This window comes from Sutcliffiella horikoshii (assembly GCF_044809035.1).
GTDB classification, from domain to species: Bacteria; Bacillota; Bacilli; order Bacillales; family Bacillaceae_I; genus Sutcliffiella_A; species Sutcliffiella_A horikoshii_G.
This window is the reverse complement of the sequence record NZ_CP085237.1, coordinates 453,427-475,722: the sequence shown is the minus strand read 5'-3', so window position 1 is coordinate 475,722 and position 22,296 is coordinate 453,427. Positions and strand designations below refer to the sequence as shown.

Sequence of the window (22,296 nt, the reverse complement as noted above, 5' to 3'; positions counted from 1 at the left end):
CTTTACATGTTATATATACTGACAAAGGTTTGTACATCATTCTAACCTTTGCATGATACAATAAAATAAAGAATCTTTAAGGGAGGATAAATGATGGAAAAGCACAGAATCTATACGATGAGTTTTGCAAGTGTATACCCCCACTACGTTACGAAGGCAGAGAAAAAAGGCCGTACGAAAGAAGAAGTCGATGAGATCATTCGTTGGTTGACAGGCTACAGTCAGGAAGAGTTAGAAACGGTGCTGGAAAAGAAAACGGACTTTGAAACCTTCTTTGCAGAAGCACCCCATATGAACACTTCCCGGAACTTAATTAAAGGAGTCGTTTGTGGCGTACGAGTAGAAAACATTGAAGAACCAACCATGAGAGAAATCCGCTTTCTAGACAAGCTGATTGATGAATTAGCAAAAGGAAAAGCAATGGAGAAGATTTTACGAGCTTAGCGGGCTACGGGGACAGGCACCTCCACCCACCCATTTCTGTTAACAGTGGTGTTTTTGTTTTCCCCGCAGCATAAGTTAATGGAATAAGGAGGGAGTTTATGCAAAAGCTAGCCACTATTTTGGCGTCACTTTTCTTTATATTATCTGTCATTCCTTTGATTGCCTTTATGACATATTGGGGTGCAGCAATGGTTGAGCTGTTCAACAGAGTAACCCTCTTCATCCCTATTGCTTTTGGTGTTATAGGATTACTGGTGAGTCTAATAAAAGTAAAAGGTTGGGCTAAAGGTTGGCTCATTGCAGCAAACTTACTTAGTATTTGCGGGTGGGGATTATTACTCTTTGTGGCGATTTTTGGCTTTCAAGCACCTTAAAATTCGACAAGAGGACGTGGAATTTCCCTCATTGGAAAAAAGGCAATTTTCCACCATACCTTTTTCAAAAGTTAATTTTGATTTTTTCGCTGAACCCCTTCTCTACCAAGGGGTTATTTTTTTCTTTAACAAACGTTTGTTTAAAAAAACCTATTCCAAAATAAAGTTTTCCCGGGAAATTTGTCGTTTAGACATGAATAATGGCAGGTTTGTGAATTATACCACTACTCCTTTTTGAAAAGTTAATCTTTAAAAAATTGTTTTCTCCCTACAGCCCCATAGCTTTGAACTTTTCTTAATCATACGTTTGTTTAAAAATTACTATAGAAGAATAAAAAAGGACCACCCTTTTTATCCAACAAAGGTTGTCCTTTTCTTCTTAACTCACGTCCATAATGAAATCCGTCGACTCAAATATTAACAAGCTAAGTAGGATAATAATGAGAGGCAAAATGATTCCGACAAGGCTGCATATTAAACCTGCCTTTGCATACCCTCGTCCTGATTGATCCGTTTTGTGAATCTCATTCAACCCAATCACAGCAAGGACAAATCCTGGAACTGCAAAAAGCATGCTTAAAAAACTAATGACACAACAAACTATCGATATGATACCAAGAATTAAAGAAATAATAGCATTACTATTTAGCTTTCCTGTCTCGGAATGTGGAACAGATTCATTCATTTTTTTGCACCTACCATTCTAATCCACTGAATGTTAGAAGATAAATTTTTTAGACTCTTACTGCATTATAGCTCTCCTCAGCTACAACACGCCACAACTTTTCTATTATCCTTTTCCCTAATCCAGATATCTCCATGCCTAATTTCGTATTTTATTTTTGCTTGATCTAAACGTTGAATCTGGTTGTCTGTTTTTTCTGTCCAATATATATAAGTGCCACTGCTCTTTGAACTATAGGCTGAAAGAATAAGAGAAGCACACACAAATAAAACAAGATAGTTTTTCATCTCATAACTTCGCATACAACTTCATGATACGCTTTCCTTATTCAACTCCACCTTGCCTGGTACTGCATTTTCTCTGATTATAGACCTGAGTGTTTCTTTATCACTCGTCTCTCTTAGAAAACTTTGTGGAATCAAGATAGCTTTATTTTTAGAAATATAGAATACGAACATATCCTTCGTCTCGTGAATTTCTATTATATCGTCCCAGTCCAAGTTTGCTTCATTATTCTTCACTTTTTGCTGTACCCCTGCAGGACTTACCGTAATAGACATTTCATTCTTGATTAATTGATCACTTTTAAACTCCTGCTTTACTTTAAAGTTATTAAGTATGGGGATCATATACCAAATAAGCACCCCTAACACTATAGCACCTATCAACCTTCCAATTAAAGGTAAGTAAACTAGATAAGTAGTAATAGGTATATATATAACGGCACATACAATAGTAAATAACACTCTCATTTTTCTCCAATGAAAATTAACATATTTCTTGTAATCTTCATAACTAACTATTCCACGTAATGATATACTATTCTCCACTTTCCCCTCTCCTTTCGCATGTTTCACATCTAGCTTAAATAGGTTATGGCTATTGTAAAAAGCAAGAAGCCAAACAGATATTCTGTGATATAAACTTTTTTCTTTTCCCCGTAATAGTGAGATTCAGCACCATTCATTATGTTGGTCACACCCAGCAAGATAAACGCTAGGCCTGTGTATTTGAAACTAAAGTCATTTACTAATCCTATAATCAATAAAGCAAAGACTCCAATCACAAAAACGATCCTAATTCCATTTAACAATTTTGAGCTACCCTTATGTTCTCTATCTTGAAAAAATAATCCCATCTTGTACAACTCCTATTACCTTCTACTATAAATTAAATAAAGCAAGATATTTAAACCTAGTATTATTATTAAAACTCTTTCATATACGAGAAAGCCCGCATAACAACTGCTGCGCTATAGAGTAGAAGGGTATAAAGGGTGACTGCTATTAAATAAAAAGATAATGTTTCTGCAGCATCTATGTGGTTGGGTACTCCATGTGCCTCGTTATACCAGGTCATGTCCTTGAAACTATACCAGATTGCGAGATAGCTGAGTATTAAGAGGAAAATTGCTAGAAGGAACTTTCGGTGAAAAGTAACTCTTTGAAGGCTTAATTTCACGGCTACTTTCATAGATGGTACATTTGTTGATACTTCATCATTTTTATGGAAAGGAATGATAAAATACAACATCAATCCACCCCAAATTATAAACATCACCAACCACTCCATATCTTCCCCATATCCCCTTTTATGATTATTCCTACTAATTATACGAAATGGACTAGGAAAAAGTTCCATGCTGGACCATTTATGGTGAGATTTGTTGAGGGGATTATAGAGATTGATTCTCTGTTACCGCTTTCCTCTTTCCAAGCTGGTTTCAGGCTTAGAGAACCGCTCTCTGTCTCGAAAGAATCATTTCTGAGTGGCATGAGGTTTATAGCCTGAAGTCATTACTAGTTTGATCTCTTTTAATAGTTCATCTCGGTCATCTGCCCTAAACACTACTTTATCTACCATTTTCCTCATCCCGTAAGACCCCCTCATCTCCACCGGCTCTTTCAAGGTAATCTCAGCATGTGGGGTATCAAGTTTCAATAAAGAGTAGTATGTAGTTTTAGGAATTTTCATCCCTAACTCGATTTCTTTAGCCCGGTTGATTTGTTCAATGTTGGCGATATCTATGGTAATGTTACTTTGGAAACCGAGTCGGATAATCATTTTTTCTTGTGTGATCATATGCGGAAGATGTTTGGCTGAGTTATAAAACCCTACCAAGTATAGAAGGCCGTAAACATTCAGTATGGTAAAAATCCATGCAATACCTTCATTCCACTTTTGCAAAAGATAATGAAAAAGTATGCCTTCTCCAGTTATCAAAATAGCAAACACAATAATGAAGGTTTTCATCTCTGAGCTTCTATGATAGGTAAATGCTTTACCATTCTGTTCAGCTGTTCTCGATTTCTTAAACCAAACTAGTAATGAATAATAAAAAACGTTGAGCTCGATAATAACAAACTCTATTAAAAATGATTTACCAAACTTCTGCTCCAAGACTTTCCTAATATTAATGTTGAAATCTTCCCTACTCTTATTTTTAAAGCCAATAATGCTTTTTATCACACTAAAAATAATGTATGTTACAATGCATGCTTCTATTGCTATCACTATCCAGAACAGGTCGCTTAAATATATCCTACTCAAAAAAAGTAACAGCCCTAGAGCAAGTAACAGAATGATTTTCTTAATGTTCATAACCCCGCTTTATTAGTGAATGTCAAAAACTACACCCTACCCCCAGAATAGTTAGGAAAAACCCCAGCACAATAAATATCAATGACGCTTTCGCAAAGTTCTTTAGGCTCACGTTATGATCACCGAATGCCAGAACCACTAAAACGATAAAGTTAACAAAAGGAATTGCCAAAAGAAGCAAAACAACAATCCAGGTCCCAAGGGTTACTTCACTCGTATCCCAGCTATGACGAGTTGGAGTGTGTCCGCGGCTATCGGAATGTGGTTGTTTGTAATTGTATTCATTGTAATCCAATTACATCCTCCTCTCACTCAAAAATCAATTAAACACCTCTAACCAACCCGGGTAATCGAATTGACCGTTAGATATTTGAAAGAAACTTCCATAGACCCCCAGATGGGTTATACCGTGTTCCCCCGCAACTACAGGCGTGTAGGCTGAAAAGAGATAGAAGTTCACGCGCTCCACTTCTACTTCCAGCCCCTCCGGAAGCTTTTCATAAAATGGTTCCCCTGTCATCTCAAGGTACTCTTCCTTGCTGGGGTTAGTTAGTAGAGCCACCAGCAAAAAGGTAATCATTAAACACAGTAAGATATACTTTCTCATCCTACATCACACCCCAAAACGACTAAAGTGCCTTCTCAATCCCTCACCTAAAATATTGAATGTCAAAATGACATACATGATCGAGAATGCCGCTGCGGCTGGAATCCATACGGCTGTATAGATATCTTTGCGGGCATCTCCTAAAATTGTCGGCCAGTTGAAGCTCGTGTTAACTAGGTCATACATCCCGCCTGGTGGAACCTCCACAAATTGCATCGTAATGAAAATGGAGAAAATCCCGAGCTGGCCGATGATTAGCGCCACTCTTCCAATATCAAAACAAAAATTAACAAGCATCGTTGGCAGCAAAATCGGTAGGAAGTGATTCTTGGCAATGCCGAAGTTTGATAATCCAACGGTCCTCGCAGCATCGACATACGGTTTATTTTTCACATGAATTAATTGATCTCGGATTGTCACGCCCACGCGCCCTACTTCCACCAATGCTATGCTGAAAATAACAATCCAGAACCTGTTTTCCGCATAAATCAATAGAGGCAGATTAAATGCTAAGATGGCAAAGAAAATTACCGGCATGCTGGAGAAAATCTGATCCCACACATTAAGGACGTTTGAGATCACGCGTCCACCGATCGATGCAATCGCACCAAGCACCACGCCTACAACATAACGAATACTGGTTATTAAAAAAATGAGCAATAATGTATCCTTGGCTCCCATCACAAGAAGACTTACCATATTTCTTCCTTCATGGTCAGAGCCAAGCGGGAAATCGGCCGATGGAGGGAAAGGCGCTGATATGATACCTCCAGCCTCCGGAAAAATTATTCGTTTGCCTTCAAGTACTTTTTTTAATATGAAAAAGAAGAGCCGAATGCGGCCACCAAAATTAACACAAAAAGAAAAAATCCTCCGGTCCAAAGCGCTGTGTTTTTCTGCATCCCTTACGCTCCCTTCTGGCTGAGTTTTGTCAGCATGATCATTTTTACAATATGAACGACAAGCACGGTTGCTATAAAGCAAAGTGCGAAACCAAAAACGAGTCCGGCTTCAATGTCCGGAGTACCAAATCCAACCGTATTCTGTCTTCCTCCAAGTGCTACGAACATTCTATTCCCCGCCCCAGCATAACCTGTTAGGTACTCGACCATCAACATGTTAGAGATAACTACCATCATGATGGTCGGCAGGAGGGCGATCAAGTCAAGCACGCTGTTTCTCAATATATGGCGGTTAATGACCTGTGTGACTTTAAATCCTTTCGCAAAAGCCGTGCGGATATAGTCCTGGCCATCTTGGTTCAAAAGCGACACACACGTCATGCGCGCAACATACATCGTTGGATAAATAGAAACAAGTAAGGCCGGCGCAGCAAAGCTGTACCAGTTCTTATTGCTGAATATCATCCCCATCGGCAAGTAGTAGAATGCTAGATAAAAGGCGATAATCACGACGAAAAAGTCAGGGATAGATTGAAAAAGCCACGTCGTTCCGTTCCCAAGCAGATTCTTTTTTGTATATGTATTGCGGTAATCAAAAATCCCCTTTAATACACCGAAAATAATACTGACCACAAATCCAATCACAATGATAAGTAAGCTTTTCGGATAGTACCTAATTAGTTCTTTTTCCACGGAAGTCTCTGAGAACATGGTTCCCCCTAAACTCTGGTGTTCCCAAATATGCTGAAAGAACTGCGTGATGTTTGTTTGGTACACTTCAAAAAATAGAGAAAGTTGAAACCCTTGAAATGCACCATCTTCCAGGTTCATAGGGATCTCACCATAGTACCCGCCTCTTGGGAAAAAAATAAGCAGGATGGTGAAAATTAAAGCCAAAATAACAGAAACGGACAACTTAATCGATTCTTTCTTTAGTTCCATTGGATCCCCCTAAAATTTCAAAATTCAGTCTCTTTTTTCTGCGATATAGCATTTGTCATCTAACTCGTATAGGATGAAGTTGTTGTTCTCAGTGTGTTTGTAGAGGGCTGTTCCGGGCGGTAGGGAGTTGCTATCTAGATGCTGCTCCACTAACTCCTCATCGGTATCCATATCCACAATATTTCGTTGGACTTCGCCAATTAGGTCTCCCTTAGCACTCTCCTCCGCTTCTTTCTGTGTCAGCTGAAAGGAGATTTCATCTACTCGAACAAATTCGTATGCCCAGGATGCTTCTTCTGTGGATTCTATGAGGATGGGCTCTTTGGTTGAAGCGCAACCAACTAGAGTCAGGGAAAAGAAAGCTATGAATATCGTTTTTTTCAACATTATCACCTCTAAGCAATAGGCGGATGGTGTGTAAGGAAGGTTTCAACCTACTACATTCTATCTCCAATTATTTCAAAATAGTTCGGAATACTCAAATGTTTTTTGAAAAATTTGTTAAAAACGAGTTGGATATTGTTTACAATTAGACACATTCGAGGAAAACGCCAAATGAAAAACGCTCCATCATATGGAGCGCCTTACGTACGAGCTATCACTCTTCCTGCAACACCCGCTCAAACACCACCATATCCATCGCCTGTATCCCATCCTCAATAATTTGTTCCGGATACTTTAAGAAGAAATCCTTCCTTATCTCCGCCATCCTAAACCCTGCTTTCTGATAGAATGCAAGACTGGCGATGCTGGAGTTGGCGGTGCCGACTATCATTTTGCGAAAACCCTGTCCCTTGAAAATCTCAAAAGCCAGATTAATAACGCGCTTCCCTAGTCCAAGCCCACGAAACTGTGGATCCAACGCGATATTTTTCAGCTCAATCACACCCTCGGAATCTTCCACAAACAAGGCCACACCAGCCACCGTACCGCTATCCACCATAATCGCGAACATTTGCCCTTCCGCAATATACTCTTTCACCACGCTCTCGCTCTCATCCGCCATGACCAAATACGGCAAGTACTCCAAGCGATCCGAACTTTCCACTAACTGCAACCAAACACTTATCTCTCCCATCCCTCTACCTCCTAAATCCGCCTTCTGAATGGATAATCTGTCCTGTCACCCATTCTGCTTCTTCACTGACAAGAAACTTAATAGTCCGTGCCACGTCACTTGGCAAACCTACCCGTCCTGAAGGAAACATGCCTGAAAGACCTGATTTGATTTCCTCTGTCATCCAACCTGTATCGGTCGGGCCCGGATTGATTGCATTGACCGTAATTCCAAGCTTCCCAACCTCTGCCGCTAGCGTTATCGTCATGGCATCAATCGCGCCTTTCGTAGTTGCATACGAAAGCTCGCCTGGCATCGGCCCGCGGAATTGGCCGGATGTAAGGTTAACAATTCGCCCACCGCTCCCAAAGGTGAACTGCTGAGCAAATCTACTGCTTAATAGAGTGGTAGCCCGGATGTTTACAAGATAATGCTTATCCAGATCCTCCGCTGTTATCGTTCTATAATCATCGTTGATTGAGTAGGCTGCGTTATTCACAAGTATACTCGGCTCACCAAGTTCCTCCCTCACTTTTTGAAACAACATATCAGCCGCTTCCACATTTGTGAGGTCAAGCTCCATCAGGCCCACCAGAACACCGAATCCCTCCAGCTCTTCTTTTAAAAGTTGTGGTTCACTAGCTTCAGAACCCCATGGCATCTCTTCATCATAAGCCGACCAATACGTAAAAAATACGGAATGTCCCACTTTTGCCAATTCCCTGCATACTTCTGCTCCGATTCCTTTCAAACGGCTCGCGCCAGTTACAATTGCTATTCTATTCATAAAATAACCCTCCAATTGTTGGGGTATAAACAAGTATGGTTCGATAAAAGAGATGTTTTTCCCCATAAAAAAACAGGTGCACCAAAGGCACCTGTTTCAAGTGGGGTATCAACTCCACAACATGTGTATCCCTTTAATGAAATGATGGACGGACAGACTTATCCCTTGGTCGGAACAGCTGACTCTATCCAATTGCTCAATTTTTTCATTAAAGGTTATTCCACATTGTTAGGCTTTCGATTCCCCTTCCGTACATCTCTTTCCTTTATGGTAAGAATTTCAAAACGATCTGTCAAGGATAATAATACGTAATGTTATTCGCGATTTCCTCTATAATGACGTTCGAGTCCTTATGGGTTGTGTCGTACAAATGTGGCGCGTTTTCCTTTTTATTTTCAAGCTGATGAAGAAGCTCCAAGGAACGCGGGATCATGTCGGTGTCACCGCGTTTGGTGATACGTTCCACTAGCACTTCCGCGTCAGCTCGTAATACATAATAGTGCAGCGTCACATCCAGTCCTGCTTGTTGGAGTTCCTTGCTAAACCATTCAAATTCGTCCTCCACCACATAATCGATCACAACATCATAACCATTCCGTAAAAAGTTCTTGGTCAGGCTGCTTAGGTTCTGCCAGACGATGGAGAGCTTCTCCTCCCAAGGCGGCTGCTCCTCCCCTGCAAACATAGCAGTAATCAAGTCACCCTCAACAAGAACCGTTTTCTCTAACTTACGTACAAGACCTTTGGTAATAGTCGATTTTCCAACACCACACGGACCGGAAATGATGTAGATGTTTCTCGTCATCCTTACACCGACCCCTCTAGCAATTTCACCTTTTGCGTCAATGCGTTATTATGTATGATTTTTCTCAGTTTAATCATCTCATGGTTGACCATAAAGCTTTTCGGCAACAAGACCGCCTTATTTTTAGATACATAAAATAGGAACATTTCCTTTTGTTCATGGACGGAAAGGATATCATCCCACTCCCAAGACGCTTCTGCTTTCTGGCGTTTCTGCTGGATACCATCCTCACTAATGGTCAAAAATACCTCATTTTGCATCAGCTTGTCGCTTTTGTATTCTTTTACAGAACGAAGATTCATCACAATTGTTAGCATTAATTTAATAATTCCCCACAGGATGAGGGCAGTAATCAGGGCAAATATCCAACCCAAATCAAGGATTAGCCATATATACAAAAAGAAACCCAATAACAAGACAGTTAGCACCATCTTGTTCAACGACTGAATATGATAGCCCAAGAACTTCTTGAAAATCTCCTGACTAACTACTCCACTTACAGATACTATTTCTTTCTTTTCTTCCAAAAAAATCACTCTCCTGTTACAAGGATAACATAAGTGACCATTAGTTCTAACGATATCTCCTGTTACACCATAACCCTGCTCCAAACGCCTCCACCCTGATGTTGCCATATTTCAAAATTCTCGTTTTATATTAGCTTTTAATATCTTCTCCCCGCCTATAAAGGCTTTGAATGCACTGATCTCTGCGAGGCCGCGTCCAACCTACAATTTTCCTTCGGTGCTCCATTAGATGTTCCCCGCTCCGAATGATAAGCAATTTCATATCACTGCTTGCCTCCCGGGTTCATTACATATATCTACTTTTCGCACTCTTTGTATTTTTCATGAATAAGATAGTACAAGCGTTACTCTTAGTGTTTTAATTGCTTTGATAGCTTTAGAGGGATGCTATACAAAATGAAAGTAGGGACAAATGTTGAATGAAGACATCTATATAGAAGAATTCAGTGGGTCGAATGACTCCTTAAAAATTCAAGCTGCCATTGACTATGCGACAAGCAATAAAAGAAAGAACGTTAAGTTGAGTAATAAAGATTATTTTATAACTAGACCCATCATTATTAAGCAAGGCGTCAAATTACTGTTTGATTATGGAACTCGGTTTATCGTCCAAGGAAATTTCAGGGTATTGGAAATACAAACAAACGCCTCTCTGGATGGGGCTTATATTGCAATCAATGACCCTGTGTTTGATTCAGATGTTATCTATTTAAATGGTAGATATAAATATTACAATACATGGAATCGAACACAAATAAGAGATATAAATATTGTCAACTGGCAAAATAGTCACAAAGGTATCGGCCTATCGCTTATTTCAGGCGGTGCAGGGCATGAAATTTCTTTCGTTAATTTTGAGAATATCAAAATTGCCGGATTGAAAATTGGTATGAAACTGGTTGCCACCCGTCCAGCTTCTGGGTTCGCCTGGATTAATGCAAACCGATTTCTTAGTGTGTCACTTGATGATTGTATTGAAATGATCACCATGTCCAGCAGTCCAACTATCCCATTTGAAATTAGTGGGAATCAATTTAAAGACCTCCAAATTCAGCCTACATCTATTACAACCAAAATCTTAAAGGTTAGCGGTCAATTCAACTATTTTGATGGAATGGTTTGGGATGTTTCATCTATCCCTCATAACAACCCTTTGATAGAACTAACCGTCAACAGTATGGATACCACTCTCAATATCCCCTCCGTACCTAACACCCGAATAGTCGATAAAGGGCAGCGTAATAAGATTAATCTTTAAGAAGTATAACCGTGCGAAAAAGAGTGGTGATTACGTTGGAGGACGTAATACTACCACTCTTTTTTCATTAAAAACTACGGTATTTTTTCTATGTATCAATCATTAGACTTTTCTTTATCATTCCCTATCAATATCTCAAGCTCGATTCTCGTATCTGGATGTAATATGATTTTATCGCTTAGATTCAAGGTAGAGTCTTTGACCTTTCTCCCCCACTTTCTTGAGAAAGAACGCCAATCACAGATCATTTCAATGAGATACTTTCTTGGCATAGGTAAAGCTTGTTTAGTACGCGGGTCTACCACCCAATACTCCCAATGATGCTTATTTTTATTTTGATGATGTAGCCAAGCATATTTCCACCTTAATTCATCGTCAGCACTTTTATCTCCATGGAAGAAGAACTTCTTTGCATAAGGAAAGAATTCTTTAGGTGTAAACTTTGAACAATCATGAGCTATCCCTTGTAGATATAACCCTTCTTTCCAACACTCGACAAGCACATTTAGTTTATGTTCAAAGATATACAGGAAGTTTTTCCAACAAGCCATTAACATATCTCATCCCCCTGTAGACAATGGATTCGCTTTAATCCCTAAAGGTTTCCAACCCAGACTTCTCTCTTCCCCTTCAACAGCTTTGCGTTTAAGGAACCTTCCTTCTATCACACCTTTTTGATAGTTTCGGAGAGAAAGTTCATTTGCACCGCCTTCGTAGTCCTGGTCACGGAATTGAATCTCATCGTCTTCCCAAAAGCAAATCTCACAAATTTCATACGTTCCAGGTGGTTCCTCCTCTAACGTTCTGAAACCACAGCAGGGGCAATGATATTTTTTCATACTTTCATCACTTGTTTCTCTTATTCTTTTAAAATAAATACTTCTCTTATAAAAGCCCCTACAATACCAGAAGATACTATGACGGATATCAAATTAATAATCCGGATAAAAGTATGAGGAGTCGAAACCACAACAATACTTTGTAAGATTATAGACAGGCAAAGTAAAGAAGACATCATAACATAGTATTTTGCGGTTGGTTCCTTTGATTTCTTCATAATTTTCCCCCTACATATTCAACTCAATCAATGAAACGGAAGTCTCGGCTTCTCATCCTGATAAATGGAATAAGTCTCCCCAAACAATTCCATTTTGGAGCATTGCTCATTGTTACAGGAAAAAAGATAGGTTTGTTTATCCGTACGAACACTTACCGCAAAATAATACGGAAACACCCCACCCTTGTTTTTATCCATATTAGTATCAATAGCAAGGATGTTCTCTTGTTCTGCTATTCTTCTATAATCGCTACTTTCCACCGTTTTTTGAACCATTTCACTTAAAATGATACTTTCTTCTGGGGATGGTTCATAAAACTGGTCAACCAGCATCCACTTTCCAGCAACATAGACATTCACACCTAAGCTAAGTATCAATAGCACCATCAAAAGCTTTCTTTTAATAAGTCATCATCCTTCTAGTAACCTTTTACTTATTAAAACGCGAAACATCTTCCATTTGTTCAAGATGGCACTTGTAAAATTATTAGAAATTCGTCACATCCAAATACTAATAAGCCCTATCATACACCCAGTTACAAGAAAAAAAGTTGCCACTTGAATATTTTTGACACCTGCATGTACGAATTTCCTGGAGAGGTTCCGCTCACCTTCAAGGCCCCTGAATCCCTTCCAGAACTTAAAGTAATAAACTGCTGCGAGAAGAAGAAACACTAGTGTTAAAATGTCCAGTACTACAAACCATGTCAAATTAAATCTCTCCCTCACATTTGACTCTCCAAATCATATGATGATAGCCTTCGCCCCAATAGTCTTCTAGCAAATAAGCAGGTTCACCAAATTTCTTCTTCCAAATGTTTTGCGCACGTGCATACCCGCTATCTAAGCAAAACTCACTAATCCCCTTGTCGCGCAGGGTTCGATACATATTTTCTAAGAGCAAATTCCCTACTCCCATCCTTTGGTAGTCAGGATGCACAAACACTGTACCGACCTCATGCAATTCTTTTATGGCGTTATCGGTACATTTACATATAAGATCACTTGCTGCGCCATATTCTATCGTGCCAATGATCTTTTCTCTCACTAAAGCCAGCAGAAAAAATCGGTTCTTGCCATCGCTTGCTAAATCTTCCGTTAAGTAAGCTCTCTTGGATTCAATCTCAGCTTGTAAATCATCTAACTGATCCCCTATGCCTTCTTTGTTAAATGTATCAATAATCACTGTTTTAAAAAATTTATGTAACTCGTTAATATCTTCCGTTCTTGGCCTTCTTATCTCTACGTTAAGCACCCTTGAACCCCTTCTTTTATTTGTTTTTTATTTCTTCTAATAAAGATATTACCTTTTCATTTTGCTCTATTAGCGTATCATTCTGTTTTCTAATCCTGGCAAAGTCGAATAAAAATATAAAAACAGCGATGGTAATAATGATAAGCATTTCAGAAACCTCTCCCCTTTATGCTTTGAAAATTTGTTTCTTATTTTAATACCTGTAACCATTCATGTGTTGGTTCATGGATGCTAACTGCTCGCTTAAACCACTGTTGTTTCTTCGCGTCGAGTGCATCTTTAACAGTATAATAACCTTATGTTTTTTCTTGTGTTCTTCGCCTTGTATAGTAAAACGATTACAGGAGTAAGTAGTCATCCTATACTCGGCTTCCTAGCAACAAACCCATTAAATCATCAATACTAGAAACGATGTAAGTCGGCTCTGCATCCCTTATTTCTTCCTGAGACCCGTACCCATACGTCACTCCAATAGAGTCAATCCCTGTATTTTTCGCCCCAATTATATCGTGCTTCCGGTCTCCAATCATGACAAAGTCACTGCGATTAAATTCAGTATATTTATCAAGTATGTATTGAATGATTTCCGTTTTGGATGACCTTGTTCCATCGAGGTTACCTCCGACGATCAGTTGTAAATACTTCTCTAACTCAAAATACTTTATTATCTGCTCAGCGAAAACGGTAGGCTTCGAGGTTGCCACCACTAATACAAAGCCGTTCTCCTTTAACGCCTCTAAAAGCAAGGAAATATCCGGATAAAGGACATTTTCAAACATCCCCTTCTCCTTAAACCTTTCTCTATAAAATCCAATAGCACGTTTTGATTCCATTTCATCCAAACCATAATACTCGACAAAAGAAATCTGGAGTGGGGGACCAATAAAAGTCTCAAGTCTATCGGCATCAGATTCCACAATATCCATTTTGGCTAATGCATATTGAACCGATTTTGTGATTCCTTCTTTTGGGTCCGAAAGCGTTCCATCTAAATCGAATAGAATGACCTTGTACTCTGCCAAAATAGTTTCCTCCTTTGTACTACCGATTACTATTTACCTCTTAGCCAACCGTGAATGCCGTTTATCAGCCGCGTTCAAAATAAATAAAAGAGAAAAAATGTTAATGAAAACTCCTATAGAAATCATTATCCAATTAGACATTAGAAATAAATCTACTATTAAAAATGAGAACAAAGGTGTTATTAATAGTAGGGTCATACCTATGAAAAATGACTTTTTCTCCGGTACTGCTTTAATTTTATCGAACATTTTTTCACCTTTTCCATTAAGTTTGGTAGGTAGTTTGCTATACTTGCACAATTCCTTCTTGGACACCGAACAAGATGAGGCCCTCATAAGGATCTCCACCAATGTTTAGAATTTTACAAAATGCCGGTTCCGTTTTATATCCTTGTTTTTTAAGGTGTAAGACTTTCTCTTTTAAACCGGGATTTCTTTTCATTAGTTCATCTTCAATCAACATATGCAGGTACGCAAACTGCTTATGTACAGGCAACGCTTGACCGAACAATTCAAACTCGAAATCATGAAAAATAAAGTTCGCTTTCACGACTTCTTTCCCTCGGATCACTTTTCTTTTTAAAGAGAAATTTTCTTTATTTGCGTATAAATTTTGTAGTTCGTTTGCAAAAGTATCTAAGTCCCTTACTTCCATAATGATGTCCAAATCAGACCCTTTGATATCAATATCTATAGGGATGGTTCCACATAGGACTGGGGTATAATCGTTCAGATCATCTAAAATCTTTAATTCATTAATGGCTGAATACGCCTTTTGTTGCTGAATATTGCCGGTCTTCATTTGCTCGAAAAGATTAATCACGAGAAACCCACTCTCCCATTACTAAGTAAAAATTAAGCGCTATCCCAGAATCCTGAATAGCGCTAAAATGTAACATTACATGTTCTAAATGAAATTAATCAAATCTCGCAAAAGCTACTAAAGATCCCTTATCACAAGATTCGAATCCGTTTTTCTCATAAAAGTGCCTTACATCAGGAGCCTCATCTGTTAACAGAACTTTTTGGCGAACATGTTTATATTTCTCTAGAATCTGTTGCACCAGTTGAGTCGCAATTCCTTGTTTTTGATAAGCATTCAACACCAGAATGTCTTGGATATAGATAATGGTCAATCCATCACCAACTACTCGAATCAACGCTACTAATTCGTCGTCATTCCACGCAGAAATAACATCTAAAGACTGATAGATTGCTTGTTGGAGGACATCTAAATCCTTGGTGTAAGCATACCACTCTACATCGTTATATAATGTCTCTAATTGTTCTAGCTTGACGTCTTTATCCCTACTGAACTTAATTTCCATTTCTGTTTCCTCCTCAAAATAATTATTTTGAAGAGTACTTCCACCATTTAACCACTGTCTTATACCTCCATGGGTTGCTTTTTCCGAATACACTATAATTTCGACATTATACTGCATATTCCTTCCCATTAATTACCTGATAAAACATACATAGAATTCTTAAATGTATTCAGTTGGTAGCAATCCATTTCCTCCTTTATTCTTGTGTCTTCATCCAAGAATTTTTCATCATAAAAAATGAGCACTGACCCCGTCCTAGGATTGTGCTCATTTTAGAATATTGCCTACAGCAATGGCCATTGATAATGCAACTTACTATTCTTTTACTTTAGATTTTTTGGAAAATATCCAACCAAATATCCCACCGACACCTAGCCCAAAAATTAGCGATGAAGCTAAATTATCAAATGCAATTATTCCTACGACTGTCATCATTACTACAAACAAAGAAAGTATAAACCAACTTACTTTACTACTCATTAATATCCCCCCTTAAGTGAATGTGGAGGTATTATAATACCTTGCGTTCTGCTTATTCCTCATTATGAGTACACAGCATGCCTATGAGGAAAACACTGTTACAATCACACCATCGACATTGTTACCTGAAACCTCATAATAATGATCCGCAGGCACAGGAATCGACGTATTTTCAGTAACAGGATAATAAGAAATCTCATACCTTTCCCCGTTTACACTTGCAGATATATTTTCTTCTTTTTTTAGATATTCCAAATATTCTTCTAGAACTAAATTCTTTTCTTTCATAATTGCACTGTGTGGGAAACCAACATAGCGGATGTGCCATGGTTCATATTGAATGCCCGTTATTCCGACTTTATCCTTTGGATAGCGTAAAATGAATCCGTATTTCCAAGCGTTTTCTTCTATCCACTTTCCTTCTGGTGCATCAGCCATCCTCATTTGAGTAGATCCTACATCAAGCGATAAGCCTAGATTATGTTCGCTATATCCCGGTGGCAAAGCATAGTCAGGACCCATGTTTTCAAAGAGTATACTCTGCTCATTGAAATCTCGAAAGCCGCTTGTAATGGCGAAATTTTGAATGCCTTCTTTTCCCGCAGCAGCAATCATCTCTGAGAATTGATGCGCAATCTCCTCTGACAAATAAATGTCCGTGCCTAACAATACGTAACCTTGTGTTAAATCATTGTTTGCTGATAAATTAACTATATCCGATTTAATGCCCTCTTGGTCAACCGGATGTTCACTATTGACCAAAAGCAGATTTCCTTGAAAAATTTGCTCCACTTTAATCTCTTTTTGGATTTCTTCTGTTGTCCATCTATCCTCTTTCTCATTTTTATAATGACCATATTGTATTTCTACTTTTGGTTCAGCAAAAGGTTTCATATAAATGAAAGTTAACCCCAAACATATTATTAATGCAAAGCCCCACTTCTTCATTATCTAATTTCCTCCTTGTTCTTTCCTTTCTTAAAGAATAGGGAAAATTATTTAAAAAAAGTGTAGGGTAAATATTAAATTTTTCTTAAATACTTCATTTAAAGCTAATCTAGATTAATTTGTTCATTATCCTTTGGTAACCGAACTTCAAAAACTGTTTTGATGACATCACTTTCGACAGTGATGGTGCCATTGTGCTGCTCCAGAATATTCCTCGCAATGAATAAGCCAAGACCAGTGCCATCTTCTTGATTCGTTCTTGCTTTGTCACCAGTATAGAACATCTCAAAGATATTCGGGAGTTCATCCGGAGGAATACTATCTCCATAATTCACAACTTGAACGACCACTTCATCTAGCTCAATAGTGCCGTAGATATCCACATACTGACCTTCATATCCATAACGAATGGCATTGGTTAGAAGGTTTTCAAACACACGGGCTATTAATTCTCCATCACCTAAAATGGGTAGGTGAGAAATACATTCCAGGCGCGCAACCAAATGATTCTTTTTGAGGACTGGATACAATTCTTCCTTTAATTGATTAAGGAGGTCAGTTAAGTTAAATCTATTTTTTTCTACTGGAAGAATTCCATAGTTCATTCTAGTTATTTCAAATAACTCATCAATTAGCCTTTCTAAACGCTGAGACTTAGTAAAAGCAATTGTTAAAAAATGCCTTGCTTGTTCTTTAGTCAAGTTTTCATCCTTAAGAATCAAATCTAAATATCCCAGTACTGAGGTTAGTGGCGTCCGCAAATCATGAGCTAAATTTACTACCAATTGATCCTTGCTGCTTTCCGAAAAGTCTCCTCTTTCTACAGCTTGTTTCAATTTTTCACTTGCCAAATTAATATCATGGGCTATTTGCTGAAATTCATCATTTGATTTTATTTGTATTTGATGTGAAAAGTCTCCCCGAGAGAGTTGGTGGATTCCAATTGAAATCTCGTTAAAATAGATAGAGTATCGCTTCGTAAGTATGTAAAAAAACATGAAAGAAAGAGGGATAAAAAGTAGTAAGAATACATTAATGTCGCCAATTTGTTTCATAACTTTCCGATAATATTCTAATTGGTCACCATACTGGACATTCGTATAATAATATAATTGGAGTGATTTAAAGACTATAAATGTTATAATTCCAGATAAAATCATACTCAAACCAAATAATAGTACCATCTTTGACCGAAAGCTGTGCATCATTTTACCCATTGAATGTGTACCCTACCCCCCATACTGTCTTGATCCATTTGTCTTTCCGTCTATCTTCTTCAAGCTTTTTTCGAAGCGTACGAATGTGAACCATAACGGTATTACCACTTTCAAAATACGTTTCACCCCAAACTTGCTGAAAAATATTTTCCACGCTATATACCTTCTTTGGATTACATGCAAGTAAATACAAAATGTCAAACTCTTTCGGCCTAAGCTGGATGCTCTCACCATAAAGGGTTACTGTGCGCTGATCAGGAGTTATCACTAACCCTCCATATTCCAGGGAGGTTTTATTATCTGTTTTGGGCTGATTAAGCTTCATAAAACGTCTGAGTTGAGCATTTACACGGGCAACTAATTCTATCGGGGTAAATGGCTTCGTCATATAATCATCCGCTCCAATGACAAGCCCCTGTACCTTATCGAAGTCCGATGTCTTGGCACTTAAAAAGATAATCGGCAAATTATGCTTTTCGCGAATGCTACGGGTTACTTCATAACCATCCATTTTTGGCATCATGATATCCAAAATCAGCAAATCAACAGATTGAGTTTCAACTGCATCAACAGCCTCTTCTCCATCTGAAACTTTTATAACATGATACCCTTCTTTTTCTAAATGGATGGCGACCAGATCAGCAATTTCAGCATCATCATCAGCAATTAATACGGATAAACGTTTCAATTATTTCCACTCCTATATAAATTTGTATTCTCTAAATATCCATCAAGGCTTATGAAACTTCCCCGGCAAAAAACTGATTTATGTCAGGGATGCTTTAATTCGTAGCAACCACTCAAATAAATTACTCTTTGAACAATATTCTATCCAAATGGATATAACAGCATTACCTTTTCATTTACCACTTTATATAAAATTTCTTTAAAAAATAATAGGATAATTCTTAACTTTTTCTTAAATTAATTAAAAAAGACCCTTTTCATTGTTACTTGAAAAGAGTCCTTTAAAAAACTATATGCGCGCCATTTGGATAGTGTCTTCAGCCTCCGAATCTTCCTTCAAACTATCCATTAACACATAACCAAAAACCACCCCAGCTAAGGTTGCAAGATCTAAATGTATGATGTCCATCGCAAACGGAATGTACACAAACAGATTAGTAAGTGATAGTACGGGAACCAAAGCTACGTAAAAAGTAGGGAGTCCGACTGCAAGTAGCTTCATCCAATTCACTGACCATGCTTTTTCCTGTTGTATCTCTTTGATTAATTTTGGCAAGCGAAGGAGTACCCCAATTAAGATCGGGAATAACGCTGCAAATATCACTTGCGGCCAAAAACTATAGTTCATTTGAGCTTCATTCACTAAATGCAGCTCATATATTGAACCCACGTAGAATATTAACCCGATAACCACCGTCCAGAAAAAATACCTTGAAAATTCCTTCATCATAAACCTCCTGTATTTTACTGGGCTTTCTTAGTATTTATACGGAGGTTCATCTAAAAAGTTTCACGTTGTACAGTTAAATTTTGCTAGCATCATTTTTAAATAGCAAAAATGGCTTGAGAATAAAATCCCAAGCCATTTTTTATTTTATTCTTGTTAGATACTCTTTAAAACATCTATAACTTTGCTAGGCTCTACACGTTTTGTATAGTCAGAGTCTACATCTGCAAATACGATTTTACCTGTCTGATCAATGACAAATGTAGCTGGTTTTGGAAGCTCCCAATCATCATTCCCATTATGATCTGGAACGATTAAGCCTGAACTTTTATATATCTCTACTAAATAATCCGGCATTTTGAAAACCAAACTAAATTGTTCTGCAACTTGATTGCCTTCATCACTAAGAACCAAGAATTGAAGTTCATTCTTTTCCTTTGTAGACAGGGAAGCATCAGGGGTCTGTGGACTGATGGCGATTAAAGTTGCACCAGCGTTTTGGATAGAGTGTAATTCACGCTGGTAAGCTTTTAATTCAAGGTTGCAGTAAGGGCACCAGCCGCCTCGATAGAATGTTAGGATTACTGGTCCTTTCTCAAGCTCGTCCTTGATGGACACCGTTTTGCCTGTTGCATCAGGAAGGGTAAAATCCGGTACTTGCTCTCCCTCTTTTAGCCCCTGTGCCACTCCAGACTCCTCTAATTCTTTTGTTGCCTGTGCCATTAAACGCTGCTTTTCCTCAGGAGCCTTTTGTTTAAATACCTCTTTATAAGCTTTGATTTCTTCGAGCAATGTAGACATCCTTATCTTACCTCCTTATTTTTGTTCAACATAACCTTAACAAAAAAGTGGTTTCTTTACCTCTAATTTGCACACAAGAAAACGCAGGGATTATCCTGCGTTAGTTTTTATTAGGTTATTAAACCTCTTACATAAACTTCATTATTTACTTCTTTAAAACCGGAATCCATATTTCACATTTTACTGATGGTGATGCTAAATCTTTGCTTTTAATAGACAATATTTCTGGTCCTTCTGTAACTTGATAGCTTGAAGATGGGAACCACTCAGAATAAATCCTTCCCCAAGTTTCCTGGAGGGTTTGAGGAAATGGTCCTGTTGATTCAAATATCGCCCAAGTCAAAGCAGGGACTTCAAGCTTTGAAAAACTTTGAGGATCCTCTTGCGTTGTTGCGACTCCAATATACTGATCCAACTGACCTTTCTCTTCCATCCGCCCTTCCGAGAAGTTAGTAGATGCTTGAATCATGCCCATGGGTTCAACATTGGAGAGCTTCTGTAAATGAGCTATCTTATCAGCATCCAGGGATTTCCACATTTCTGCAATTTCGGGATTCTCCCCTTGAAAAACGATAGGAACCCGTTTCATGATCCCAACGATGTTAAATGCTTCTTTCTGTTCTATTCGGTAATTCATTTCATTTCCTCCTCTAATTGATAATTGAAAGGTCATATGAGGATAGGCTTTTAGTTGCTGACCATTTTCTCTTGCTTCTGATGGTGTAATCCCGTGTAAATTGAAAAAAGCTCTAGTAAAAGAATCCGGTGAATTGTAACCATACTTTATTGCAACATCGATTATTTTTACCTTACTATCATGAAGCTCCAGAGCAGCCAAACTAAGTCGTCTGCGGCGTATATATTCTGATAATGTAATCCCTGCAAGGAAAGAAAACATTCTTTTAAAATGATATTCAGAACAATGAGCTATCCTTGCCACTTCCTTAAAATCTATTTCATTCGTAAGGTTTTCCTCAATATACTTCATTGCAGTATTCATGCCCTTAAGCAAATCCATTAATATGCCCCCCTTTCATCAATAGAATAACAGGAGTTTAATCTAGTCATCCGATATTTTGTGCACCATTTTGTAGGATTACAAATCACTCGTTTTAGGGCTAAACAGCTTCCACTGCCCTTCGGAAACAACTTCTACTGCTCCATCTATCACTTTGATAGCCGTCATGTCATCAATGGCATACGCTGGTCCTTGCATCCCTGCGGCCCACTTCTCTGCGGCAGCCATGGTGTTTCCCGGCAACATCTCGTGGTCCAGATGCGGGAACATTGTAAAATCAACCAGCCCCAGCGTTTTATCTTCGCCATTTGGTGGAGTCCAACCAACAAAAAATTCTCCAATCTTAGGAGCCATCACCATGCTCCCCGCACTCATTCCCACATAAACGGCATTCAGCTCCAGCAAGAGGTCTGCCAGTCCCGATTGCTTCATCCAATGGTACAGATAGAGGGCATCGCCGCCCCCCACCAGCAGGACGTCCGTCTCCTGGACCAACGGCACCCAGCGTTCTTTATCAATGCTTGGCAACGCTGTGAGCTCAAGCACACCGACGGACTTCCAACCGAGATCGACCATGGGATTATCGGAGTTACCAGTAATGAACTCCCAAGCTTTTACGCCGGGGCCGACCCAGGGGTGTCCATACATAGCAGTAGGAATGCACAAGGCGTTGGATTCGGCAATCGGCTTGTCCAGCATGTCAACCAACGCGTCGTGAATACTTTTGTTGTTGACCCCTGCAGATGTTAGTAATAATTTCATCACTT

The 22,296-nt window shown here is 38.7% G+C and carries 33 protein-coding genes; 3 read left to right on the top strand and 30 right to left on the bottom strand.

All coding sequences use genetic code 11. From position 1 onward, the window contains the following. The first annotated feature begins 93 nt into the window (after positions 1–93). Entirely contained in the window at positions 94–444 is a 351-nt protein-coding gene (locus tag LG307_RS02555; RefSeq protein ID WP_404450359.1) for a DUF2200 domain-containing protein, read from the top strand. Positions 445–542: 98 nt separating this feature from the next. Beyond that, positions 543–818, top strand: coding sequence for a hypothetical protein (locus tag LG307_RS02550; protein ID WP_404447695.1), 276 nt, complete (start codon positions 543–545; stop codon positions 816–818). Between the two features lie 379 nt (positions 819–1,197). On the opposite strand, the gene LG307_RS02545 is transcribed toward LG307_RS02550, so the two are convergent. From LG307_RS02545 to LG307_RS02480, 14 genes are all read right to left on the bottom strand, one after another. Continuing rightward, positions 1,198–1,503 (bottom strand): DUF4190 domain-containing protein, encoded by a 306-nt coding sequence (locus LG307_RS02545; RefSeq protein WP_404447692.1) that lies wholly within the window; start codon positions 1,501–1,503, stop codon positions 1,198–1,200. 308 nt (positions 1,504–1,811) lie between these two features. After that, positions 1,812–2,333 (bottom strand): YcxB family protein, encoded by a 522-nt coding sequence (locus tag LG307_RS02540; RefSeq protein ID WP_404447689.1) that lies wholly within the window; start codon positions 2,331–2,333, stop codon positions 1,812–1,814. Between the two features lie 29 nt (positions 2,334–2,362). Next, on the bottom strand, positions 2,363–2,641 hold the full coding sequence (locus LG307_RS02535; RefSeq protein ID WP_404447687.1) for a hypothetical protein: 279 nt from the start codon (positions 2,639–2,641) through the stop codon (positions 2,363–2,365). 68 nt (positions 2,642–2,709) lie between these two features. After that, positions 2,710–3,060, bottom strand: a complete 351-nt coding sequence (locus LG307_RS02530; RefSeq protein ID WP_404447685.1) for a hypothetical protein — start codon at positions 3,058–3,060, stop codon at positions 2,710–2,712. 201 nt (positions 3,061–3,261) lie between these two features. Further along, positions 3,262–4,104, bottom strand: a complete 843-nt coding sequence (locus tag LG307_RS02525) for a hypothetical protein (protein ID WP_404447682.1) — start codon at positions 4,102–4,104, stop codon at positions 3,262–3,264. A 22-nt stretch (positions 4,105–4,126) separates the two neighbouring features. Next, entirely contained in the window at positions 4,127–4,399 is a 273-nt protein-coding gene (locus tag LG307_RS02520; protein ID WP_404447679.1) for a hypothetical protein, read from the bottom strand. A 24-nt stretch (positions 4,400–4,423) separates the two neighbouring features. Then, the gene (locus tag LG307_RS02515) at positions 4,424–4,711 is read right to left on the bottom strand and encodes a hypothetical protein (RefSeq protein ID WP_404447677.1); all 288 of its coding nucleotides are present in this window, start codon (positions 4,709–4,711) and stop codon (positions 4,424–4,426) included. A 6-nt stretch (positions 4,712–4,717) separates the two neighbouring features. Then, on the bottom strand, positions 4,718–5,410 hold the full coding sequence (locus LG307_RS02510; protein ID WP_404447674.1) for an ABC transporter permease subunit: 693 nt from the start codon (positions 5,408–5,410) through the stop codon (positions 4,718–4,720). Between the two features lie 206 nt (positions 5,411–5,616). Beyond that, on the bottom strand, positions 5,617–6,555 hold the full coding sequence (locus tag LG307_RS02505; RefSeq protein ID WP_404447671.1) for an ABC transporter permease subunit: 939 nt from the start codon (positions 6,553–6,555) through the stop codon (positions 5,617–5,619). A gap of 24 nt (positions 6,556–6,579) precedes the next feature. Then, the gene (locus LG307_RS02500; protein WP_404447668.1) at positions 6,580–6,942 is read right to left on the bottom strand and encodes a hypothetical protein; all 363 of its coding nucleotides are present in this window, start codon (positions 6,940–6,942) and stop codon (positions 6,580–6,582) included. A gap of 211 nt (positions 6,943–7,153) precedes the next feature. Further along, the gene (locus tag LG307_RS02495; protein WP_404447665.1) at positions 7,154–7,633 is read right to left on the bottom strand and encodes a GNAT family N-acetyltransferase; all 480 of its coding nucleotides are present in this window, start codon (positions 7,631–7,633) and stop codon (positions 7,154–7,156) included. Between the two features lie 4 nt (positions 7,634–7,637). Continuing rightward, on the bottom strand, positions 7,638–8,399 hold the full coding sequence (locus tag LG307_RS02490) for an SDR family oxidoreductase (protein WP_404447663.1): 762 nt from the start codon (positions 8,397–8,399) through the stop codon (positions 7,638–7,640). 292 nt (positions 8,400–8,691) lie between these two features. After that, positions 8,692–9,204, bottom strand: a complete 513-nt coding sequence (locus LG307_RS02485; protein WP_404447660.1) for an AAA family ATPase — start codon at positions 9,202–9,204, stop codon at positions 8,692–8,694. A gap of 2 nt (positions 9,205–9,206) precedes the next feature. Continuing rightward, positions 9,207–9,731: a YcxB family protein gene (locus tag LG307_RS02480; protein ID WP_404447657.1), complete on the bottom strand. Its 525-nt coding sequence runs from the start codon at positions 9,729–9,731 to the stop codon at positions 9,207–9,209. Positions 9,732–10,143: 412 nt separating this feature from the next. Between LG307_RS02480 and LG307_RS02475 the strand changes: the two genes are divergently transcribed. Continuing rightward, entirely contained in the window at positions 10,144–10,989 is an 846-nt protein-coding gene (locus LG307_RS02475) for a hypothetical protein (protein ID WP_404447655.1), read from the top strand. Between the two features lie 95 nt (positions 10,990–11,084). Here LG307_RS02475 and LG307_RS02470 read toward each other — a convergent pair whose 3' ends face one another. From LG307_RS02470 to LG307_RS02395, 16 genes are all read right to left on the bottom strand, one after another. Further along, positions 11,085–11,546: a DUF5662 family protein gene (locus LG307_RS02470; protein WP_404447652.1), complete on the bottom strand. Its 462-nt coding sequence runs from the start codon at positions 11,544–11,546 to the stop codon at positions 11,085–11,087. A 3-nt stretch (positions 11,547–11,549) separates the two neighbouring features. Then, positions 11,550–11,828 carry a CPCC family cysteine-rich protein gene (locus LG307_RS02465; protein ID WP_404447649.1) on the bottom strand — a complete coding sequence of 93 codons (279 nt, stop codon included), beginning with the start codon at positions 11,826–11,828 and terminating at the stop codon, positions 11,550–11,552. Between the two features lie 20 nt (positions 11,829–11,848). Continuing rightward, on the bottom strand, positions 11,849–12,046 hold the full coding sequence (locus tag LG307_RS02460) for a hypothetical protein (RefSeq protein WP_404447647.1): 198 nt from the start codon (positions 12,044–12,046) through the stop codon (positions 11,849–11,851). 27 nt (positions 12,047–12,073) lie between these two features. Next, on the bottom strand, positions 12,074–12,433 hold the full coding sequence (locus LG307_RS02455; RefSeq protein WP_404447644.1) for a hypothetical protein: 360 nt from the start codon (positions 12,431–12,433) through the stop codon (positions 12,074–12,076). Between the two features lie 325 nt (positions 12,434–12,758). Continuing rightward, positions 12,759–13,301 (bottom strand): GNAT family N-acetyltransferase, encoded by a 543-nt coding sequence (locus LG307_RS02450; RefSeq protein WP_404447641.1) that lies wholly within the window; start codon positions 13,299–13,301, stop codon positions 12,759–12,761. A 359-nt stretch (positions 13,302–13,660) separates the two neighbouring features. Beyond that, positions 13,661–14,323, bottom strand: a complete 663-nt coding sequence (locus LG307_RS02445) for an HAD family hydrolase (RefSeq protein ID WP_404447639.1) — start codon at positions 14,321–14,323, stop codon at positions 13,661–13,663. 286 nt (positions 14,324–14,609) lie between these two features. Beyond that, positions 14,610–15,125: a DUF4269 domain-containing protein gene (locus LG307_RS02440; RefSeq protein WP_404450358.1), complete on the bottom strand. Its 516-nt coding sequence runs from the start codon at positions 15,123–15,125 to the stop codon at positions 14,610–14,612. A gap of 115 nt (positions 15,126–15,240) precedes the next feature. Further along, positions 15,241–15,651 carry a GNAT family N-acetyltransferase gene (locus LG307_RS02435; RefSeq protein WP_404447636.1) on the bottom strand — a complete coding sequence of 137 codons (411 nt, stop codon included), beginning with the start codon at positions 15,649–15,651 and terminating at the stop codon, positions 15,241–15,243. Between the two features lie 315 nt (positions 15,652–15,966). Beyond that, the gene (locus LG307_RS02430; RefSeq protein WP_404447634.1) at positions 15,967–16,131 is read right to left on the bottom strand and encodes a hypothetical protein; all 165 of its coding nucleotides are present in this window, start codon (positions 16,129–16,131) and stop codon (positions 15,967–15,969) included. 81 nt (positions 16,132–16,212) lie between these two features. Further along, positions 16,213–17,079 (bottom strand): VanY-A/VanY-F/VanY-M family D-Ala-D-Ala carboxypeptidase, encoded by an 867-nt coding sequence (vanY, locus tag LG307_RS02425; RefSeq protein WP_404447631.1) that lies wholly within the window; start codon positions 17,077–17,079, stop codon positions 16,213–16,215. Between the two features lie 104 nt (positions 17,080–17,183). Then, on the bottom strand, positions 17,184–18,296 hold the full coding sequence (locus LG307_RS02420; protein WP_404447628.1) for a sensor histidine kinase: 1,113 nt from the start codon (positions 18,294–18,296) through the stop codon (positions 17,184–17,186). Further along, on the bottom strand, positions 18,289–18,984 hold the full coding sequence (gene vanR / locus LG307_RS02415) for a vancomycin resistance response regulator transcription factor, VanR-F/VanR-M family (protein ID WP_404447625.1): 696 nt from the start codon (positions 18,982–18,984) through the stop codon (positions 18,289–18,291). Before vanR ends, LG307_RS02420 begins: the two co-directional genes overlap by 8 nt. Positions 18,985–19,272: 288 nt before the next feature. Continuing rightward, on the bottom strand, positions 19,273–19,713 hold the full coding sequence (locus LG307_RS02410; RefSeq protein WP_404447622.1) for a hypothetical protein: 441 nt from the start codon (positions 19,711–19,713) through the stop codon (positions 19,273–19,275). Positions 19,714–19,866: 153 nt separating this feature from the next. Beyond that, positions 19,867–20,511: a peroxiredoxin-like family protein gene (locus LG307_RS02405; RefSeq protein WP_404447619.1), complete on the bottom strand. Its 645-nt coding sequence runs from the start codon at positions 20,509–20,511 to the stop codon at positions 19,867–19,869. Positions 20,512–20,656: 145 nt separating this feature from the next. Continuing rightward, on the bottom strand, positions 20,657–21,529 hold the full coding sequence (locus tag LG307_RS02400; RefSeq protein ID WP_404447616.1) for a GyrI-like domain-containing protein: 873 nt from the start codon (positions 21,527–21,529) through the stop codon (positions 20,657–20,659). 78 nt (positions 21,530–21,607) lie between these two features. After that, positions 21,608–22,291, bottom strand: a complete 684-nt coding sequence (locus tag LG307_RS02395; RefSeq protein WP_404447614.1) for a Type 1 glutamine amidotransferase-like domain-containing protein — start codon at positions 22,289–22,291, stop codon at positions 21,608–21,610. Positions 22,292–22,296 lie beyond the last annotated feature (5 nt).

Coding starts and splice junctions, on each gene's coding strand:
- LG307_RS02405 (WP_404447619.1), bottom strand. CDS start 20,511: ATGTCTACATTGCTCGAAGAAATCAAAGCTTATAAAGAGGTATTTAAA.
- LG307_RS02475 (WP_404447655.1), top strand. CDS start 10,144: ATGTTGAATGAAGACATCTATATAGAAGAATTCAGTGGGTCGAATGAC.
- LG307_RS02440 (WP_404450358.1), bottom strand. CDS start 15,125: ATGAAGACCGGCAATATTCAGCAACAAAAGGCGTATTCAGCCATTAAT.
- LG307_RS02500 (WP_404447668.1), bottom strand. CDS start 6,942: ATGTTGAAAAAAACGATATTCATAGCTTTCTTTTCCCTGACTCTAGTT.
- LG307_RS02495 (WP_404447665.1), bottom strand. CDS start 7,633: ATGGGAGAGATAAGTGTTTGGTTGCAGTTAGTGGAAAGTTCGGATCGC.
- LG307_RS02435 (WP_404447636.1), bottom strand. CDS start 15,651: ATGGAAATTAAGTTCAGTAGGGATAAAGACGTCAAGCTAGAACAATTA.
- LG307_RS02460 (WP_404447647.1), bottom strand. CDS start 12,046: ATGAAGAAATCAAAGGAACCAACCGCAAAATACTATGTTATGATGTCT.
- LG307_RS02515 (WP_404447677.1), bottom strand. CDS start 4,711: ATGAGAAAGTATATCTTACTGTGTTTAATGATTACCTTTTTGCTGGTG.
- LG307_RS02485 (WP_404447660.1), bottom strand. CDS start 9,204: ATGACGAGAAACATCTACATCATTTCCGGTCCGTGTGGTGTTGGAAAA.
- vanY (WP_404447631.1), bottom strand. CDS start 17,079: ATGAAGAAGTGGGGCTTTGCATTAATAATATGTTTGGGGTTAACTTTC.
- LG307_RS02465 (WP_404447649.1), bottom strand. CDS start 11,828: ATGAAAAAATATCATTGCCCCTGCTGTGGTTTCAGAACGTTAGAGGAG.
- LG307_RS02555 (WP_404450359.1), top strand. CDS start 94: ATGGAAAAGCACAGAATCTATACGATGAGTTTTGCAAGTGTATACCCC.
- LG307_RS02400 (WP_404447616.1), bottom strand. CDS start 21,529: ATGGATTTGCTTAAGGGCATGAATACTGCAATGAAGTATATTGAGGAA.
- LG307_RS02525 (WP_404447682.1), bottom strand. CDS start 4,104: ATGAACATTAAGAAAATCATTCTGTTACTTGCTCTAGGGCTGTTACTT.
- LG307_RS02470 (WP_404447652.1), bottom strand. CDS start 11,546: ATGTTAATGGCTTGTTGGAAAAACTTCCTGTATATCTTTGAACATAAA.
- LG307_RS02535 (WP_404447687.1), bottom strand. CDS start 2,641: ATGGGATTATTTTTTCAAGATAGAGAACATAAGGGTAGCTCAAAATTG.
- LG307_RS02545 (WP_404447692.1), bottom strand. CDS start 1,503: ATGAATGAATCTGTTCCACATTCCGAGACAGGAAAGCTAAATAGTAAT.
- LG307_RS02490 (WP_404447663.1), bottom strand. CDS start 8,399: ATGAATAGAATAGCAATTGTAACTGGCGCGAGCCGTTTGAAAGGAATC.
- LG307_RS02550 (WP_404447695.1), top strand. CDS start 543: ATGCAAAAGCTAGCCACTATTTTGGCGTCACTTTTCTTTATATTATCT.
- LG307_RS02505 (WP_404447671.1), bottom strand. CDS start 6,555: ATGGAACTAAAGAAAGAATCGATTAAGTTGTCCGTTTCTGTTATTTTG.
- LG307_RS02395 (WP_404447614.1), bottom strand. CDS start 22,291: ATGAAATTATTACTAACATCTGCAGGGGTCAACAACAAAAGTATTCAC.
- LG307_RS02455 (WP_404447644.1), bottom strand. CDS start 12,433: ATGGTGCTATTGATACTTAGCTTAGGTGTGAATGTCTATGTTGCTGGA.
- LG307_RS02420 (WP_404447628.1), bottom strand. CDS start 18,296: ATGGGTAAAATGATGCACAGCTTTCGGTCAAAGATGGTACTATTATTT.
- LG307_RS02410 (WP_404447622.1), bottom strand. CDS start 19,713: ATGATGAAGGAATTTTCAAGGTATTTTTTCTGGACGGTGGTTATCGGG.
- LG307_RS02430 (WP_404447634.1), bottom strand. CDS start 16,131: ATGAGTAGTAAAGTAAGTTGGTTTATACTTTCTTTGTTTGTAGTAATG.
- LG307_RS02530 (WP_404447685.1), bottom strand. CDS start 3,060: ATGTTTATAATTTGGGGTGGATTGATGTTGTATTTTATCATTCCTTTC.
- LG307_RS02510 (WP_404447674.1), bottom strand. CDS start 5,410: ATGGTAAGTCTTCTTGTGATGGGAGCCAAGGATACATTATTGCTCATT.